Genomic DNA, 18,681 nt, shown 5'->3' with positions numbered 1-18,681 from the left:
ATTGTTACAACTTTAAATAAGTAAGAGTTTGTGGTGGATGCCTTGGGTCTGGAAGTCGATGAAGGACGCGATTACCTGCGATAAGCCTCGTGGAGCTGGATATGAGCTACGAAACGGGGATTTCCGAATGGGGAACCTAACTAGAGTAATTTCTAGTTGCTATATTCTGAATACATAGGAATATTTGCGAGACACGTTGTGAACTGAAACATCTTAGTAGCAACAGGAAAAGAAAATAAATAATGATTCCATTAGTAGCGGCGAGCGAAATTGGAAGAGCCCAAACCACGATTTAGTGGGGTTGTAGGACTATCTACACGAAGTTACAAAATTATGATATAGCAGAATAAGTTGGGAAACTTAAGCATAGAAGGTGATACTCCTGTATGCGAAATGTCATAATCTTCTGATAGTATCCTGAGTAGGGCGAGGCACGTGAAACCTTGTCTGAATCTGCCGGGACCATCCGGTAAGGCTAAATACTAACCAGACACCGATAGCGAACTAGTACCGTGAGGGAAAGGTGAAAAGAACCCTGAAAAGGGAGTGAAATAGATTCTGAAACCACTTACTTACAAGTAGTCAGAGCGCGTTAATGCGTGATGGCGTACATCTTGCAGTATGGACCGGCGAGTTATGTTAACATGCGAGGTTAAGTAGAAAAAGCGGAGCCGTAGAGAAATCGAGTCTGAATAGGGCGTCTAGTATGTTGACATAGAACCGAAACCATGTGATTCTATCCATGAGCAGGCTGAAGCTTGGTTAACCCCAAGTGGAGGGCCGAACCGTAGTACGCTGAAAAGTGCCCGGATGACTTGTGGATAGCGGAGAAATTCCAATCGAACTTGGAGATAGCTGTTTCTCTCCGAAATAGCTTTAGGGCTAGCGTCTGATGTTAAACTTTGGTGGTAGAGCACTGAATATGGAATGGCCGCGCCTAGCGGTACTGACTATAATCAAACTCCGAATACCATTGTGTATTATCAGGCAGTCGGAACCGGGGTGCTAACGTCCCGGCTCGCGAGGGCAACAACCCAGATTGATCAGCTAAGGTCCAAAATTGTGTTAAGTCAGAAAGGTTGTGTGATTTCATAAACAACTAGGAGGTTGGCTTAGAAGCAGCCATCCTTTAAAGAGTGCGTAATAGCTCACTAGTCAAGAGATGATGCGCCAATAATTTAACGGGAGTAAAACACAATACCGAAGCTATGGGTATGAAAATACGTTAGGAGAGCGTTCTAAGTGCGGCGAAGTCAGACCGTGAGGACTGGTGGAGCGCTTAGAAGTGAGAATGCCGGTATGAGTAACGATTCGTGGTGAGAATCCACGACGCCTATTGGGAAAGGTTTCCTGGGCAAGGTTCGTCCACCCAGGGTTAGTCAGGACCTAAGGAGAGGCCGAAAGGCGTATCCGATGGACAACAGGTTAATATTCCTGTACTAGCGTAAATAAGTGATGGAGTGACGGAGAAGGAGAGCACTACCTATTATTGGATTTAGGGGTAAGTGCAAAGTGGTGAGTATAGTTAAATGCGCACTCTAATACTACAATGTACGATGCATAGCACTTTTGTGCGAATTGTGTGGCTTCATGCTTCCTAGAAAAGCTTCTAAGCGTTATAAAATTTATGCTACCTGTACCGAGAACGGACACACGTTCCCAAGATGAGTATTCTAAGGCGAGCGAGAAAACCAACGTTAAGGAACTCTGCAAAATTACCCTGTAAGTTCGCGAGAAAGGTGCCATCCCTAAAAAGATGGCCACAGTAATTGTGAGGGGCAACTGTTTATCAAAAACACAGCTCTCTGCTAAACCGTAAGGTGATGTATAGGGGGTGAAGCCTGCCCAGTGTCCGAAGGTTAAGCGGATGCGTTAGCTTTATGCGAAGCGTTGAAGTGAAGCCCGGATGAACGGCGGCCGTAACTATAACGGTCCTAAGGTAGCGAAATTCCTTGTCGGCTAAATACTGACCTGCACGAAAGGCGCAATGATCTCTCAACTGTCTCAACGTTGGACTCGGTGAAATTATGGTCCAGTGAAAACGCTGGGTACCCGCATCAAGACGAAAAGACCCCATGGAGCTTTACTACAACTTCGTATTGGAACTTGGCCTAACATGTGTAGGATAGGTGGGAGACATTGATTTTGAGGCGCTAGCCTCAGAGGAGTCGCCGTTGAAATACCACCCTTGGTATGTTGAGTTTCTAACCTGCTACCGTTATCCGGTAGGGGACAGTGCGTGGTGGGTAGTTTGACTGGGGCGGTCGCCTCCTAAAAGGTAACGGAGGCGTTCAAAGGTACACTCAATACGGTCAGAAACCGTATGCAGAGCGCAAAGGTAGAAGTGTGCTTGACTGCGAGACCTACAAGTCGAGCAGGTGCGAAAGCAGGACTTAGTCGATCCGGCTATACGTTATGGAACGGTAGTCGCTCAACGGATAAAAGTTACCCTGGGGATAACAGGCTTATCTTGCCCAGAGATCACATCGACGGCAAGGTTTGGCACCTCGATGTCGGCTCATCGCATCCTGGAGCTGGAGTCGGTTCCAAGGGTTTGGCTGTTCGCCAATTAAAGCGGTACGCGAGCTGGGTTCAGAACGTCGTGAGACAGTTCGGTCCCTATCTGATGTGGGCGTTGGAATATTGATGAGAGCTGCTCTTAGTACGAGAGGACCGGAGTGGACGTACCGCTGGTGTTCCAGTTGTTTCGCCAGAAGCACAGCTGGGTAGCTAAGTACGGAAAGGATAACCGCTGAAAGCATCTAAGTGGGAAGCCTCCTCAGAGATGAGTATTCCCTTGAAATTCCTTGTAGACGACGAGGTTGATAGGATGGAAGTGTACGTGTGGTAACACATTTAGCTGACCATTACTAATAAATTGATAGGTTTAAAAGTTGAAATGTATATTCAGACATTTTAATGAATTATTATTTACTATTCAGTTTTGAAAGAACATTGCCCAAGAGGGCTTTTTTTTATACTTTTTTTGATAAAAACGGCTAAATTAGATTAACCAATTTTATAACTACGAAAACTGAATTTTTAGAACATTAAGATAAAATAATGACTATACAAACTTACACATCTACCTTGACTAGCGAAATGGTTTAATATAACTATTATTAGTGTTAAAAGTACTTATTTACCAGTATTTTTGGTTATGGAATTGATTCCATATTCATCTTTCCACACTTGTTTTTTTTTTTTTTTTTGCCTATAATAAAGAAACTGACGAATTTTACGATTTAAACCTTTTATTATATCTTAATATTTATGGTTTTCATCTAATTTCACACATACAAAGGAAATTATGAAAAATAAAAAACGTTTTAATAAATGATTAGTTTCAGGTGCTGTTTTAACGCCATTAGTGTTAGTGGCTGCATCAAATAGCCCTGTAGCTGGTGGTATTAACGATCCTAATTCACTAGTTAGGCTTCCTAAAAACAGAAGATTTATCCAAACAGCAACTGAATTTCCAAATACGTTGGCATTATTAGATTATTTAGAAACAAAGGAAATAAAAGAAACATTAAATATAGATTTTAGTGCTTCAACTTTTGAAGGGGCTATAAATCATTCCAATCCAACATATAATGCATATACACTTATAAAAACTTGAATAAACCAATATGATCAGTATTTGAATGTTAAGGGTGATTTTAAAGTACCGATAAATAGAGTTAATAGAAAACCACAACAGTGAAGAAACCACGTAAGAGATGTTATAAATGAAACTTATGATTATATAAGGGATTTATTTTCTAATAACTGGGGTTCATGAAATATGTATAAATATTTTGCAGCACAGGAAAAAGAAAATAATAGATCAAGACCATCACAGATTTTTGGGTCTTACAGTACATCTGATGGACAGACTTGAGGAAATACAAGAGTTTTATTAAGAGACAGACTTGCAGATCCTACACAACAAAAGATCACTTGACTTTCATATCCTGAGAGTGGTAATAATAGAGGTAAAACTTGACCTGCCGCATTCAATGATAGTGTATTTTACACCATTGGAAAAGTTAGTTCAATGGCTATTCCAACGTTTTGAAACACATATCTATCGGATACATATGTTAATTTAGAATCTAAATCAGAAACTATTGGCATAACCAAATCACAAATTGGTGGAATTATGTGAGAATTTCAGTATTGAAATATGTCTCCTACAAGATATGGTTATGGTTTTAATGTTTATAATTCACCAGTGTATTGACTATCAACAGAAACAGAAAAAACCGATTCATATAATAAGTTAGAAGGTCTAGATGATTCTGGTGATAATCCAAAAATTAAGAATTTATATAAATTTATTACTAATTTTGATTCAACAGATGATTATCATGTCAATAATTCTTTTAGTGGAAGCAATTTACATACAAAACTTGAAAAAGCTTTAGAATCATCATTTAAGTCTTTGGTTTCTGGTAAACGTAAGTTTGATATTTTCAAGTCAATATTTGATGGTATAAAAAATAGCAAAGTCAAAACCCAAATGTATAATGACTACAAAGAATTGTTTTCTAACTACAGAAATGTTGATAGAACTGCACCAGTAGATAAAGCTAATGAATTTTATAATAAATATAAAGAGTTATTAAAGTTAAAGAAATTAACTATAGATATTAAGGATGATTTAAAAGATAATGGTGCATCATTAGCATATTCAATGTCTTCTAATAAAAATAAAACATTAGAATTAATCAAAACAATTGAGGGTAAATTCACCGCAGTTAATAGTGGTTATTTTAACACTGAAAATAATCCAAACAAAGATTTAATAGATAAAGATATAGCTGCCTTATTAAATAGTTTTGCTGAAGATTCGACTGACGGACTAAAAAATATAGTTAATAAAGCATTTAATATGATTGATGCTAAAGGTACGAATAAAATTAGTTTTGGTGAAAATAATGTAATTACGAAAGATGTATTAAAAACCAACGTTGATAATTTTCCGCTTATTGAACCGACTATTAGTGATGATTTAGTTTTTGGTAATGGATTAGATAAGCTTGAGTTAGCATACAAAAAGATCTTAAATGACATTATGCTAGCTACTATACCAAAGGTTACATATTTAAATGAATCAGGTGGAACAGAAACTAAACCTTTAATTACTGGTTTTGATGAAAATGATAATAAGATAAACAGTGGTTTATTTCAAACTTTTTATAATAAGTATATAAAAACCAAAACTACTGAAATAAAAGACCCAATTAATGATGGATTATTATTAAATGATGCTGATTGAAATAACTTTGATCCGTTAACATTTGATAAAAACTTTACCCCTTACTTGCTAGCAAAAATGTATGTTTTAAAAGAACTTGAAAACAACAAGGAATATCTAACAATTAAACAATATAATGACTTTTTAAGTTTTGTGGTTGAAACAGAAGATCCCAGAGAAGTTATCGCTAATTATGTTGGTGACAAGTTAAATAGTAATGGAACGTTTAATGAACATAGTTATACACATTCAGCAAATGGAGATTGATCTACTTCGATTTCAGATCCAAGTAAAAAATCACCAATAGGTTACATACTGCCAGTAATTAAGGTAATGAAAGGTATTGCTAAACAAGTTTCTGATTCTAATAATACAAAAACCGAAAATGGTCAATTAACTAATAAATATAAATATTCAACAACAACTAATAAAACAGATTTTGATGAGAAATTAAAAACTGCTACAACTGTAATAAGCAAGGACTCACAAACTACTGACTTAAAAGAATTGTTAAAAAATACTGGTGGTTTACCAGATAACTTTAATAAAGATACGAAAATATCATCAGGTTATTATGATGATTTACTAGCTGCAACTGAGAAATTAGATGGTGATACATTTTTTACAGAAAAAGTAAATTCAATTGATAATTTATCTAATTTATTAATGGAAAAACGTACTAATATCAAAGGTTTATTGGCTCAAACTAACACACGTGAAGATTTAGAAAAAGTATCAAACGATGCCAAAACATTGAATGATAAAATAAGTGCTATTAGTACTACAATTGGACAAATAAATGCCCAAATTACTAAATTTGAAACAGGTGCTTCAAGCGCTTTATCAAATGATAAAATAGTTTCGTATAAACAAAAAATAGAAGAATATAATACTCAATTAGAAGCTTTAAAAAATAACGCAGCTAATTTAACTAATGACACACTTTCAAATGAAGTTAATACTTCAAATACATTAAACACAAGTGTTGAAACACTTTTAGGTGTAAATTTATTAGATAGCAAATTAGAAGCATTAAATAAATTAACAAAACTTACAGGTGTATCAAACGAAACAAACAAAGATTTAGCTAATAAAATTTTAGAGGCTGGTTCATCTAAAGAAAATGTTAATGATAAATTAAATGCTACGATAACTGAAGCAGTTAATTCATTAAAAGCGATGTTTAAAAAACAGATTGAAAACAATACTTTAACTAATGATGAACAAACTGGTTTAACTAAAGCTATCGATGGAGCTAATGATTTAGACAAATTAGCTGAAGAATCTAGAAAACTTTTAGACAAATTAAAAGAAAGTCATAAAAGAGAAATAGCGAAACTTCCAAACATAAACAATAAAGATGCTTTAAATGAAGAACTAAAAGCAGCAAGTAGCTTAAAAGAACTAACTGCGATTTTAGAAAAGGCTAAAACTGCTGATAATAATAGTCTTGAAGGAGTAAAAGCCAAAGCTACACGTGATCTTGCTAATCTAACTAATTTAACTGCAAAACAAGTCGCAGAATTAACTAACGAAATCAAAAAAGCTAATTCAATGGATGCTATTGTAAATGCTCAAACAGGTATAAACAAAAAAGCTAATGATTTAAATCAAGTGATGAAGCAAGTTAAAGATGCCTTGAATAATACTAGTGAAGGTGTTAAAGGTAAAACTTCACCTAACTACAGTAACGCTTCAGATGAAACTAAAACAAAATTTGACCAAGCTTTAAGTAAAGTTTTAAGCTTAACAAATAACGAATCATCTGAAATAAATGATGAAAAAGTAAAAACGATCATTAATAAATACAACGCTGCTAAATAATCTTTAACAGATTCTTCAAAAGCGAAAACTTTATCTAAAGTTGATTCAACAATTAATGGTTTAGCTAGCTTATCAGAAGCTTTAAAAGAAAGCTTAAAAACTAAAGCCAAAAAATTAGATGATGCCCAAAAAATAGAAGATGCCTTAAAAGAAGCTAAAGCTTTAAATGAAAAATATGCTGAAGTAATTAAAACTTTAAAAGAAGCAAATGAAACATTTAAAGAAAGCGATGAATATAAAAACTCTTCTCCAGAAGCTAAACAAGCTTATGATGAAGCATTAAAAGCAGCATATACAAATAACGGTATAAATGCAAGTGGTTTAGGAAATAACCAAACTATTGATGTAGAAGCTTTAAAAACTTTAATCAATGATTCTAAAGCAACTTTAGATGCAGAAGAATACTTTGCTAAACAGAAAAAAGAAGCCAGTGACAAAATTGATGGTTTAACTAATTTAACCAATGATCAAAAAGGTAACTTTAAAGATTTAATCGAAAAAGCTACAACTGTAGATATGTTAAATGATGCCCAAAACGGTATTGTAAAACAAGCTAGCGATTTAGATGCTAAAATGGCTGACTTTAAGCAAAAACTAGCTGAAATTAGTAAGCTAGATAAAAATAGTGATACATATCGTTTAGCTGATCCTGCTTTACAACAAGATTATGAAAATGCACTAAAACTAGCTAGTGAAGCTGCTAGTGATGATTCAGTAAATCCTCAATATAATGGTGATCATTTAGATGAGTTATTAAATAATTTAACTAAAGCTAAAAATGCTTTAACAGACAATTCAAACGAAAACATTAATAACTTTAAGAAAACCATTGATAGCTTAAGTCATTTACCTATAGCTGCAAAAGATCAAATTAAAAATGTTGTTTTAGCTCAAAATAACTTAACAGAAGCTAAATCAGTTGTTGAACTAATTCAAAATACAACTGATGCAGCTCTAACACTTGATCATAACTTAACCAAAACTACAACCTATAATGATGCATTAGAAAAAGCACTAGCTTCTGATTTAATTAAATTTACTTCAAAAGATCTACAAGCTGAATTAAATGCAACAAAAGCCAAAATGAAAGATTATTTAGATAACTTAAATAATCCAAATCCAGCCATAACTAGTGTGGATGCTATTAAAAACTTAATTACTAAATCAAATGAATTAAACGATGATACATCTGTAACACTAAATAAAGTATCAGTAGATAAACTACAAGCAATTGTTGCTTTAGCTAAAAGTTTAGAATTAGATGAAGCTCAAAAACAAGACGCAATTAAAGAAATTGAAAATCTTCCAACTGGTGATAATTTAGGTGCTAGAATTAATGATGTTTTAAACAAAGCTTTTGAAAATTCGAAAGCTAAAGCAATTGAAAAACTAAAATTAAATGAAGACTTTGCTAAGTTAGCTCAAGATCAAAAAGATAAGTTAGTTAATGAAATAAACGCTTTAACTAAAGATGGTGTAGTTGATTTTGATAAGAAAGTTTCAGATAAATTAAATGATATTGCACTAAAACTCAAAAAAGATGTTGTAGTAGCAAAAGTCAAAGTTCAAAATAGCTTAACTGACAACTTAAAAACAAAACTTGAAGAATTAGTTAATTCTAAAACTGATCCATTAGAAGTATCATCAATTTCTAATTCAGTTGATACATTAGTAAAACTAACTAAACCATTAATTGATAATGCAACAGCAGCTAAACAAATAACTGAAGAAAATACAGATGAAAGATTTGTAAATGCTTCAGAAGTTTCTAAAAATGCTCTAAAAGAAGCTTATAATGATATAGTTAATTCAACCCTAAAACTAGTTGATGGTAAATTCTTAATCTATGATTCACAATTAACTAATGATAACTTTAGTGCCAAAATCTTAAAACAAACTAAAGATTTAAATGATGCAATTAACAATTTAGATGGTAAAAACAAAGTTTTAGCAGCTAAAAATAATGCAGCTCAAGCAATTGAGAAACTTAAAGAATTAGTAAATGACAATAGTATAACTGAGTTAAAAAATCAACTAGAAAATGCTAATTCAGTAGATAAAGTTAATGAATTAATCACTACAACTAATGAATTAGATAAACAAGCTACAGTTGTTAAAGAAGCTGCCAGCTTACTTTCAACTGAACAAGAATCAGATCAATATTTATACGCTTCTGATGAAGCTAGAAATGATTATTTAGAAGCTGCTAATAAGTTAAATGAGCTTATAAGTGATTTAAAACTAAATACTACTGATTTAACTAAAATTAAAAAAGCTTTAGATGATTTAGAAAAAGCTAAAGCTAAACTAGATGGAACTGAAAACTATAATTCAAACATTAAAGTTAATTTAGATAAAATACAAAACTTTACAAACTTAAGTCCAAAACTAAAAACAACTTTAAATGACCAAATCAAAAAATCTCGTGGCAAAGCACAAGTAGATAAAGTGGTTGCTAAAGCTACTAGTTTATCTAATGAGTATGGCAAACTGATTGTTCAACTAAATGAATTTGAAAAATACTACAATAATGCACCACACTATAAATTAACAAGCAAAACTAAAACCAAGGCACAAGATACTATTAAAGAACTTAGAATGTCACATAACTTATTATCTAATTCATTAGGTAATGATGAAGATATCTTAAATGTTAAATTAATGATGGATAATTTATTAACACAAAAATATAACATGGATTATGAACAAAATTTCTTTAATACTGTAGCTATTTCAATCGCAGCTGTAACTGGTACTATCTTAATTGTGGGACTAGTTGCTGGTATCATGCTACTTAGAAAGAAAATTAAATTAAGAAAACAAAAAAATGCAAGTTAATAAAAACAGACTACAAGCAGCCTTGTAGTCTTTTTGTTTGTTTAAAATAGCAATTAAGAAGAAGCGTACTTGTTGATACAAGAAAATGCTAGCGGTTATTACTGTTTAACATTCATAAATACTTTAGTAACTTATTATTTTACCTAATTTATTGGATATATTGAAATTTATACAAATAGTTTGAATTTACTATTGAAAACGGTAAAATTGCGCGCAATGAAGTTATCCCTATGAGGGACTGATCTTCACTAGCAAGAAAATTTTAAGCAAATAAATGAAACCAGAAATACCCAATTTATCAGCTTATTTGGTCAATTTTATCAATGTGTAAACGTTTCCACATTTTACCGATTGTCTCCATTGTTTTTTTTTTTTTTTTTTTTTTTGATTATAATATTTTCACTTTTTTGCAACTTTTTTGCAAAAATCACAGAGGATGATATGAAAAATAAAAAACACTTCAATAAATGATTGATATCTGGAGCCACTTTAACACCATTAGTGCTAGTTGCTGCTTCTCGCAACCCAATAGCTGATGGTATAAACGACCCAAATCCATTTGGTAATCTGCGTAAATCAAAAACTTTCTTAAAATCTAATATGTCATTTAAAAATAAGGATCAATTAGAAAATTATCTTGATACTCCCCAAATAAAAGAAGTTTTAAATATAAACTTTGGTGCTAACACTTACGCAGAAGCAAAAAGCAATAACAATGATGATAATGAATATAACGCATATACTATTATAAAAAAAATGAATAAATGATCATCAAAGTAAATTAAATGATACTGGTAATGGAAGAATTATGATTGGTCAGTATTTTGCTACTCCTCAAGAATGAAGGGATAATGTGCGAAATGTAATTGAACAAACTTACAATTATATTAGAGATATGTTTAGTAACAACTGAGGTTCTTGAGCAATGTACAAATATTTCGCTGCTCATGAAAAACCTACCGCAATGGACAGACCGATTCAAATTTTTGGTTCATATAATAATGCAACTGGACCTGTATGGAGTAATCAAAGAGTTTTATTAAAAACAAAATTAGCAAACCCTAATGATCCAGTAATAGCATGATATTTTGATGTTTCCAATGGTACAAATAGAACCAAAACATTCAGTGAAACTGCTAAAAATTCACCATTATATAATCTTTTATTTGCTTCTAGACACACAATTGGAGACTATTAAAATAATAAATTGCGTAATACTATAACTGGTTTAAACACAAATTCAAGGTTTTCAATATTAAATGTTTACGGTTTACAAAATAATTTTATGTGAGAACACCAGTATTGAAATGCTTCACCAACTTTTTTTGGGTACTCATTTAGTATTATAAACTCACCAGTTTATTGATTGTCAAATGAAAGTGAAAGAAGTGATTCATATTCAAAATTAGAGGGTGATCAGACAACAGTTGATGGAAGAAATTTACAAGATTTTTATAATTTTCTAACAAAATTTGATTCACCAAATGCAAGTGTGAACAGTGAATTTGCAGATGCAAATTTACCAAATAAGCTTTCTAAAGCATTAAATGATACTTTTGATGCTTTAGTTTCTGGGAATAGAAAAATAACAATATTTAATGATATATTCAATAATTTAAATTATACAAAACTAGAAACAAAGAAAGTATTACAAAAGGATTATTTAGATTTATATAACTATTATAAAAATGCTGACAAAAATGCAAATTCCGATAAAGCAAATGATTTCTATCAAAAATATAAAACTTTAATAGAATTAAAAAAATTTACAAATGATATTGAATCGACTATCAATAATAACGGTAACAAGCTACAATTCTCAAATGCTTCAAGACCGGAAAATACAAAAAGAATAATCCAAGAAATAAGATTTAATTTTACAAGCCAAAATAATCCATATTTCAGTAATAATCATCAACCTAATGAAGCAAAAATTAAAGAAGAAACTGAAAGATTACTTAAGAGCTACGCAGAAGAAGCGACAAATGGTTTAAAAAATATTGCAAAAAAAGCATTTGATAAAATCAGTGCTTTAAATAAAAGTCAAGGTGGTTTTGACGCTAATAATATAATTTCAAAAGAAAAAATTGAAGAGTTAATTAAAAACTTCCCTAATGCAACTCCAACACTAAATAGTGATTTAGTATTTAATGATGGATTAGCAAATGTTGTTTCAAAATATGAAGAATTTTGACATGATTTATTACTAGCGATTACACCAAAAGAAACATTTAATGATGAAAATGGTCAACCAATAACTAAACCTATTTTAAGCGGATACAATGAATCATCAAATAAAATTGAAAATGGATTACTGAAAACATATTTAGATAAATATAAAACTAGTGTTAATGATCCAGTAGAACTAGCTCTAAAAAATAATGATTCTGCTGAAAATAATCCTTTATCTTATAGTGAAAGTATAATAAATTCTTTAGTCGCAAAAATTAAAGCAATCGATATATTAAAGGAAAATAAATCATTACTTACTGATGCACAATATAATGATTTTGTGAAGTTTTTTGTTGAAGCAGAGGATCCTAGAGACGTTATTGCGAACTTAACAGGTAAAAATCTTAATAATGGTACATTTAATGGAAAAGATTTTGTATATTCTGCAAATGGTGAGTGATCAACATCAATTAGCAATCCTGATTCAAAATCACCTCGTGGATATTTATTACCTGTTATAGACTTGATGGATAAAATCAAAAAAGAAATAGATAAAGCTAAAAATGCTAAAGAAGTTGATGGAAAAAATTCAGATAGATATAAATTTGCAAGATCTGAAGCTAAACAAACTTTTGATCAAAATTACGAAAAATCAATAAAAGTTTTAGATAAGTCAAATAAAGATGTTAATTTAAAGACTTTATTAGCTGATACAACTGGTTTACCAGCGAATTATGATGGAACTAACAATACACTATTAACTACTAAATATGCAACTGATTTATCATCCGCAACAACTGCACTAGATGGTGATAAATTTTTATCTGAAAAACTAAAAGTAATAGATGGACTAAACCACTTAAGTGGTGATAAAAGAACTAAACTTAAAGAATTAGCTAATACAAGTAATGATAGAGATGCTCTTGATGAAATAGCCAAAATTTCCAAAGAATTAAATGATATTTTAGGAAAATTAGAATCTAAAATTACTGAAGCTGAAACTAAAGTTCAGAATTTTGAATCAAGCGAAACAAATCCTTGAACTAACGATAAAACCACCACTATTAAACAAAAGTTCGAAGAATATAAAAATCAGATCAAAACATTAAAAGACTCAACAGAAAATCTAACTGCTGAATCATTAAAAACAGAATTAGAAGGCGTAAAAGCTAGTTTAACTGATACAGAAAATAAGTTTAATCATGATTTAAATGACAAAAAGCTAGAAGAAATCAAAAAATTGGTCAAAGTGGTTGGAATTAGTGGTGAAACTAAAAATGAATTAGCTACAAAAATTCTAGAAGTTGGATCTAATTCTGCTGATGTTAATACAGAAGTGGCTAATAAAGTTACCGAAGTAGTTGAAGCATTAAAAGCAACATTTACAGAAGAAGTTAAAAATGAAACTTTAAATGATGATGAAAAACAAGAATTAAATGCAAGTATTGGTACAGCTAATACTTTGGATAAAGTCGCCGAAGAGTCTAAAAAGTTATTAGAAAAACTAAAAGCATCACATAAAAGAGAACTAGATAAACTTAAAAACCTTTCTAATAAATCAGAATTAGAAAAACAGTTAGCAAATTCAAATAATTTAAGTGATTTAACTGCAGTTTTAGCAAAAGCTAAACAAGAAGATAAAAATAGTTTAGATGGTGCTAAAGCTGATGCTCGAGCAAAATTAGAAGCATTAACCAATTTAACCGAAAAACAAAGAGCTGATTTAACAGATGAAATTAATAAAGCTGAAACTGTTGAAACAATTAATCATGAAACAAATGGTATAAACAAAAAAACAAATGATTTAAATGAATCAATGAAGAAAGTAGTTGATTTCTATAATAGTTTAGATGCAAAAGTAAAAGACAAAACTTCTGATAATTACTTAAAAGCAACTGATGAAAGTAAAAAAGCATTTGACAACGCTTTTGATGCTATCGATGCAGTAATTAAAGGTTTATCAACCGTCAATAACACAGCTGAGAAACTAGATGCAGCTTTAACCGCTCTAACAGAAGCTAATACTAAATTGTTAGAATCATCAAAAGAGGAAGCTACAAAGGCTGCTGATGAAACAATTAGTGGTTTAGACGGATTAAATGCTGACTTAATTGATAGATTAAAAACTAATCTAAAAACTTACAATAATGCTGAAGAAATTAAAACAGCCTTAGGTTCAGCTAATGCATTAAATGACAATTACAAAGAAGTTGTAAAACAAATTAATGATGCTAATGAATTTAAAAAGCAAAATCACTACATAAATTCAACTGAATCAGCTAAAAAAGCTTACGATGATGCAATTGGAAAACTAAAATCAACATTTGGTTTAGGCGATGATAATAAAGGTACAAATGAAAAGCTTGACATTGAAACATTTGAAAGAGCTCTAAATGATGCGAAAGCCTTATTAAATGGGGATCAAACTTTAGCTGATGCTAAACAAACTTCAAATAATAAAATTACTGCTTCAAGAAACTTAAATGATAAGCAAAAAGAAGCCTTAAAAACAGAAGTTAACGGTAAAAATTTAGTTTCTGAATTAACAGATACTAATAGTGGTGTAGATCAAAAAGTTGCAAAATTAGAAGAAGCAATGAAACAAATTCGTGAAGCATTTAATAATACTGACCAAGCTGTTAGAGGTAAAACTTCAGCTAACTATAATGATGCTTCAGAGGAAAATAGAAATAAATTTGATGAAGCACTAAACAAAGTTTTATCACTAGTTAATAATACTTCTAGTGAAGTTGACGAAACTAAATTAAAAGAAACCTTAAAAGAGTTTAATGATACAAAAACTGCTTTACTAGCGTCATCTAAAGCAACAGCAGTTGGTAAAGTTGATACAACAATTAATGGTTTAGCTAGCTTATCTGAATCATTAAAAGAAAGCTTAAGAACCAAAGCCAAATCATTAGATGATGCTCAAAAAATAGAAGATGCCTTAAAAGAAGCTCAAGCTTTAAATGAAAAATATGCTGAGGCAATTAAAGCATTAAAAGAAGCTAATGAAACATTTAAAGATAGCCTTGACTATAAAAACTCTTCACCAGCAGCTAAACAAGCTTATGATGAAGCATTAAATGCAGCATATGCAAATAATGGTATAGATGCAAATGGTTTAGGAAATAACCAAACTATTGATGTAGAAGCTTTAAAAACTTTAATCAATGATTCTAAAGCAGCTTTAGATGCACAAGAATACTTTGCTAAACAGAAAAAACAAGCCAATGATAAAATTGATAGTTTAACTAATTTAACAAATGATCAAAAAGGTAACTTTAAAGATTTAATTGAAAAAGCTACAACTGTAGACATGTTAAATGATGCCCAAAACGGTATTGTAAAACAAGCTAGTGATTTAGATACTAAAATGGCTGACTTTAAGCAAAAACTAGCTGAAATTAGTAAGCTAGATAAAAATAGTGATACTTATCGTTTAGCTGATCCAGCTTTACAACAAGATTATGAAAATGCACTAAAACTAGCTAAAGAAGCTGCTAGTGACGATTCAGTAAATCCTCAATATAATGGAAATAATTTAGATGAGTTATTAAATAATTTAACTAAAGCTAAAAATGCTTTAACAGATAATTCAAACGAAAATATTAATAACTTTAAGAAAACTATTGATAGCTTAACTCATTTACCTATAGCTGCAAAAGATCAAATTAAAAATGTTGTTTTAGGTCAAAATAGCTTAACAGAAGCTAAATCAGTAGTTGAACTAATTCAGAACACAACTGATGCGGCTGTATCGCTTGATCATAATTTAACTAAAACTTCAACCTATAATGATGCATTAGAAAAAGCACTAGCCTCTGATTTAATTGGATTTACTTCAAAAGATTTACAAGCTGAATTAAATGCAACAAAAGCAAAAATGAAAGATTATTTAGATAACTTAAATAATCCAAATCCAGCAATCACTAGTGTTGATGCTATTAAAAACTTAATTACTAAATCAAATGAATTAAACGATGATACATCTGTAACACTAAATAAAGTATCAGTAGAAAAACTACAAGCTATTGTTGCTTTAGCTAAAAGTTTAGAATTAGATGAAGCCCAAAAACAAGCTGCAATTAAAGAAATTGAAAATCTTCCAACTGGTGATAATTTAAACGCTAGAATTAATGATGTTTTAAACAAAGCTTTTGAAAATTCAAAAGCTAAAGCAATTGAAAAACTAAAATTAAATGAAGACTACGCTAAAATAGCTCAAAGTGAAAAGGATAAGTTAGTAAGTGAAATAAATACTTTAACTAAAGACGGTGTAGTTGATTTTGATAAGAAAGTTTCAGATAAATTAAATGATATTGCACTAAAACTTAAAAAAGATGTTGTAGTAGCAAAAGTTAAAGCTCAAAATAGTTTAACTGACAGCTTAAAAACAAAACTTGAAGAATTAATTAATTCTAAAACTGATCCATTAGAAGTGTCATCAATTTCTAATTCAGTTGATACATTAGTAAAACTAACTAAACCATTAATTGATAACGCAACAGCAGCTAAACAAATAACTGAAGAAAATACAGATGAAAGATTTGTGAATGCTTCAGAAGCTTCTAAAAATGCTCTAAAAGAAGCTTATAATGATATAGTTAATTCAACCCTAAAACTAGTTGATGGTAAATTCTTAATCGATGATTCACAATTAACTAATGTAAACTTCAGTGATAAAATCTTAAAACAAACTAAAGATTTAAATGATGCAATTAATAATTTAGATGGTAAAAACAAAGTTTTAGCAGCTAAAAATAATGCCGCACAAGCAATTGAAAAACTTAAAGAATTAGTAAATGACAATAGTATAACTGAGCTAAAAGCTCAACTAGAAAATGCTAATTCAGTAGATAAAGTTAATGAATTAATCACTACAACTAATGAATTAGATAAACAAGCTACGGTTGTTAAAGAAACTGCCAGCTTACTTATAACTGAACAAGAATCAGATCAATATTTATATGCTTCTGATGAAGCTAGAAATGATTATTTAGAAGCTGCTAATAAGTTAAATGAACTTATAAGTGATTTAAAACTAAATACTACTGATTTAACTAAAATTAAAAAAGCTTTAGATGATTTAGAAAAAGCTAAAGCTAAACTAGATGGAACACAAAACTATAATTCAAACATTAAAGTTAATTTAGATAAAATTCAAAACTTTACAAACTTAAGTCCAGAACTAAAAACAACTTTAAATGATCAAATCAAAAAATCTCGTGGCAAAGCACAAGTAGATAAAGTGGTTGCTAAAGCTACTAATTTATCTAATGAGTATGGAAAATTACTTGTTCAATTAAATGAATTTGAAAAATACTACAATAATGCACCACACTACAAATTAACAAGCAAAACCAAAACTAAAGCACAAGATACTATTAAAGAACTTAGAATGTCTCATAACTTATTATCTAATTCATTAGGTAATGATGAAGATATCTTAAATGTTAAATTAATGATGGATAATTTATTAACCCAAAAATATAACATAGATTATGAACAAAATTTCTTTAATACTGTAGCTATTTCAATCGCAGCTGTAACTGGTACTATCTTAATTGTCGGCCTAGTTGCAGGTATAGTGCTACTTAGAAAGAAAATTAAATTAAGAAAACAAAAAATTGCAAGTTAATAAAAACAGACTACAAGTAAGCCTTGTAGTCTTTTTGTTTGTTTAAAATAGCTAATTTACCAGTTTTTTTTAGTCAATTTTATCAATGTGTAAATGTTTCTGATTTTATCGATTGTCGCCATTGTTTTTGATAATAATATTTTCACTTTTTGCAACATTTTTGCAGAAATTACAAAGGATGATATGAAAAATAAAAAACACTCCAATAAATGATTGATATCTTGAGATGCTTTAACACCAATAGTGTTAGTAGCTGCATCAAATAGCCATGTAGCTGTTGGTATTAATTATCCAAATTCTATTTTATAGACTAAATATAAGCAGAACATTTATTAATACACAACTAAATGCCATCTATACAATAGCGTTAATTGACTATTTAGAAAGCAAGGAAATTAAAGAAGTATTAAATATTGATTTTAGTGCTCCAATATATAGTAAAGCAATGAATAAACAAATGATACATTTAATGCTTATACAATCATTAAACAATGAATAAATAAATTTAATACTTATTTAAGGGCGAATATTACCTCAAAAATTTTACTTATAATCGTTCTAAAAATACAAAAGCAACAATCCTTTCTTGGTCTCATAAAAATCAGTGAAATAATACAACACCAATATCCTACATGGGTGAAATATAACAAAGTAGTACATCTATAAATAAAGAATTAGAAAAAGTTATGATAGAAGATGTGGAATATACCTTTGATTCTAAAAATAAGAATACATCAAAAGCTGACATTCATAATGAAAGGTATGCTGTGAAAGAAGAAGAGGGACAAGTATTAGAGTTTTTCAGAAGGAGAATGATATTTAAGGCTGCTGTAAATGTAATAGAGATAGAGAAGTAAAAGAAAAAGAAAGACAAAAGTATTGAAAATAGGACTATCTTGAAAAACACTAACGCAAACACAAGTATTAGATTGTTGTAGATGACTTTTCTACTAATTCATGCTAT

General features: G+C 30.4%; 6 protein-coding genes, 1 rRNA gene and 1 pseudogene. All 8 read left to right on the top strand.

Translation table 4 applies throughout. The features are described 5' to 3' along the window. The first annotated feature begins 10 nt into the window (after positions 1 to 10). Positions 11 to 2,895 (top strand): 23S ribosomal RNA (locus ACJA23_RS02930). 415 nt (positions 2,896 to 3,310) lie between these two features. Beyond that, complete coding sequence (locus ACJA23_RS02925) at positions 3,311 to 7,066, top strand: hypothetical protein (protein WP_406613849.1); 3,756 nt, start codon at positions 3,311 to 3,313, stop codon at positions 7,064 to 7,066. Between the two features lie 3 nt (positions 7,067 to 7,069). Beyond that, positions 7,070 to 9,904, top strand: a complete 2,835-nt coding sequence (locus ACJA23_RS02920) for a hypothetical protein (RefSeq protein ID WP_406614760.1) — start codon at positions 7,070 to 7,072, stop codon at positions 9,902 to 9,904. 441 nt (positions 9,905 to 10,345) lie between these two features. After that, on the top strand, positions 10,346 to 10,684 hold the full coding sequence (locus ACJA23_RS02915; protein ID WP_406613847.1) for a hypothetical protein: 339 nt from the start codon (positions 10,346 to 10,348) through the stop codon (positions 10,682 to 10,684). A 28-nt stretch (positions 10,685 to 10,712) separates the two neighbouring features. Then, positions 10,713 to 11,102: a hypothetical protein gene (locus ACJA23_RS02910; protein ID WP_406613845.1), complete on the top strand. Its 390-nt coding sequence runs from the start codon at positions 10,713 to 10,715 to the stop codon at positions 11,100 to 11,102. A gap of 9 nt (positions 11,103 to 11,111) precedes the next feature. Beyond that, on the top strand, positions 11,112 to 17,717 hold the full coding sequence (locus ACJA23_RS02905; RefSeq protein ID WP_406613843.1) for a hypothetical protein: 6,606 nt from the start codon (positions 11,112 to 11,114) through the stop codon (positions 17,715 to 17,717). Positions 17,718 to 17,900: 183 nt separating this feature from the next. Beyond that, positions 17,901 to 18,026: a hypothetical protein gene (locus ACJA23_RS02900; RefSeq protein WP_406613841.1), complete on the top strand. Its 126-nt coding sequence runs from the start codon at positions 17,901 to 17,903 to the stop codon at positions 18,024 to 18,026. A 353-nt stretch (positions 18,027 to 18,379) separates the two neighbouring features. Then, positions 18,380 to 18,594: pseudogene (locus ACJA23_RS02895) on the top strand (nucleoside triphosphate hydrolase); the annotation flags it as partial. Positions 18,595 to 18,681: the final 87 nt, after the last annotated feature.

Origin of the sequence: Mycoplasma corogypsi, assembly GCF_045276875.1 — a bacterium.
Taxonomy (GTDB): domain Bacteria; phylum Bacillota_I; class Bacilli_A; order Mycoplasmatales; family Metamycoplasmataceae; genus Mycoplasmopsis; species Mycoplasmopsis corogypsi.
This window is presented reverse-complemented; position numbering and strand designations above follow the sequence as displayed.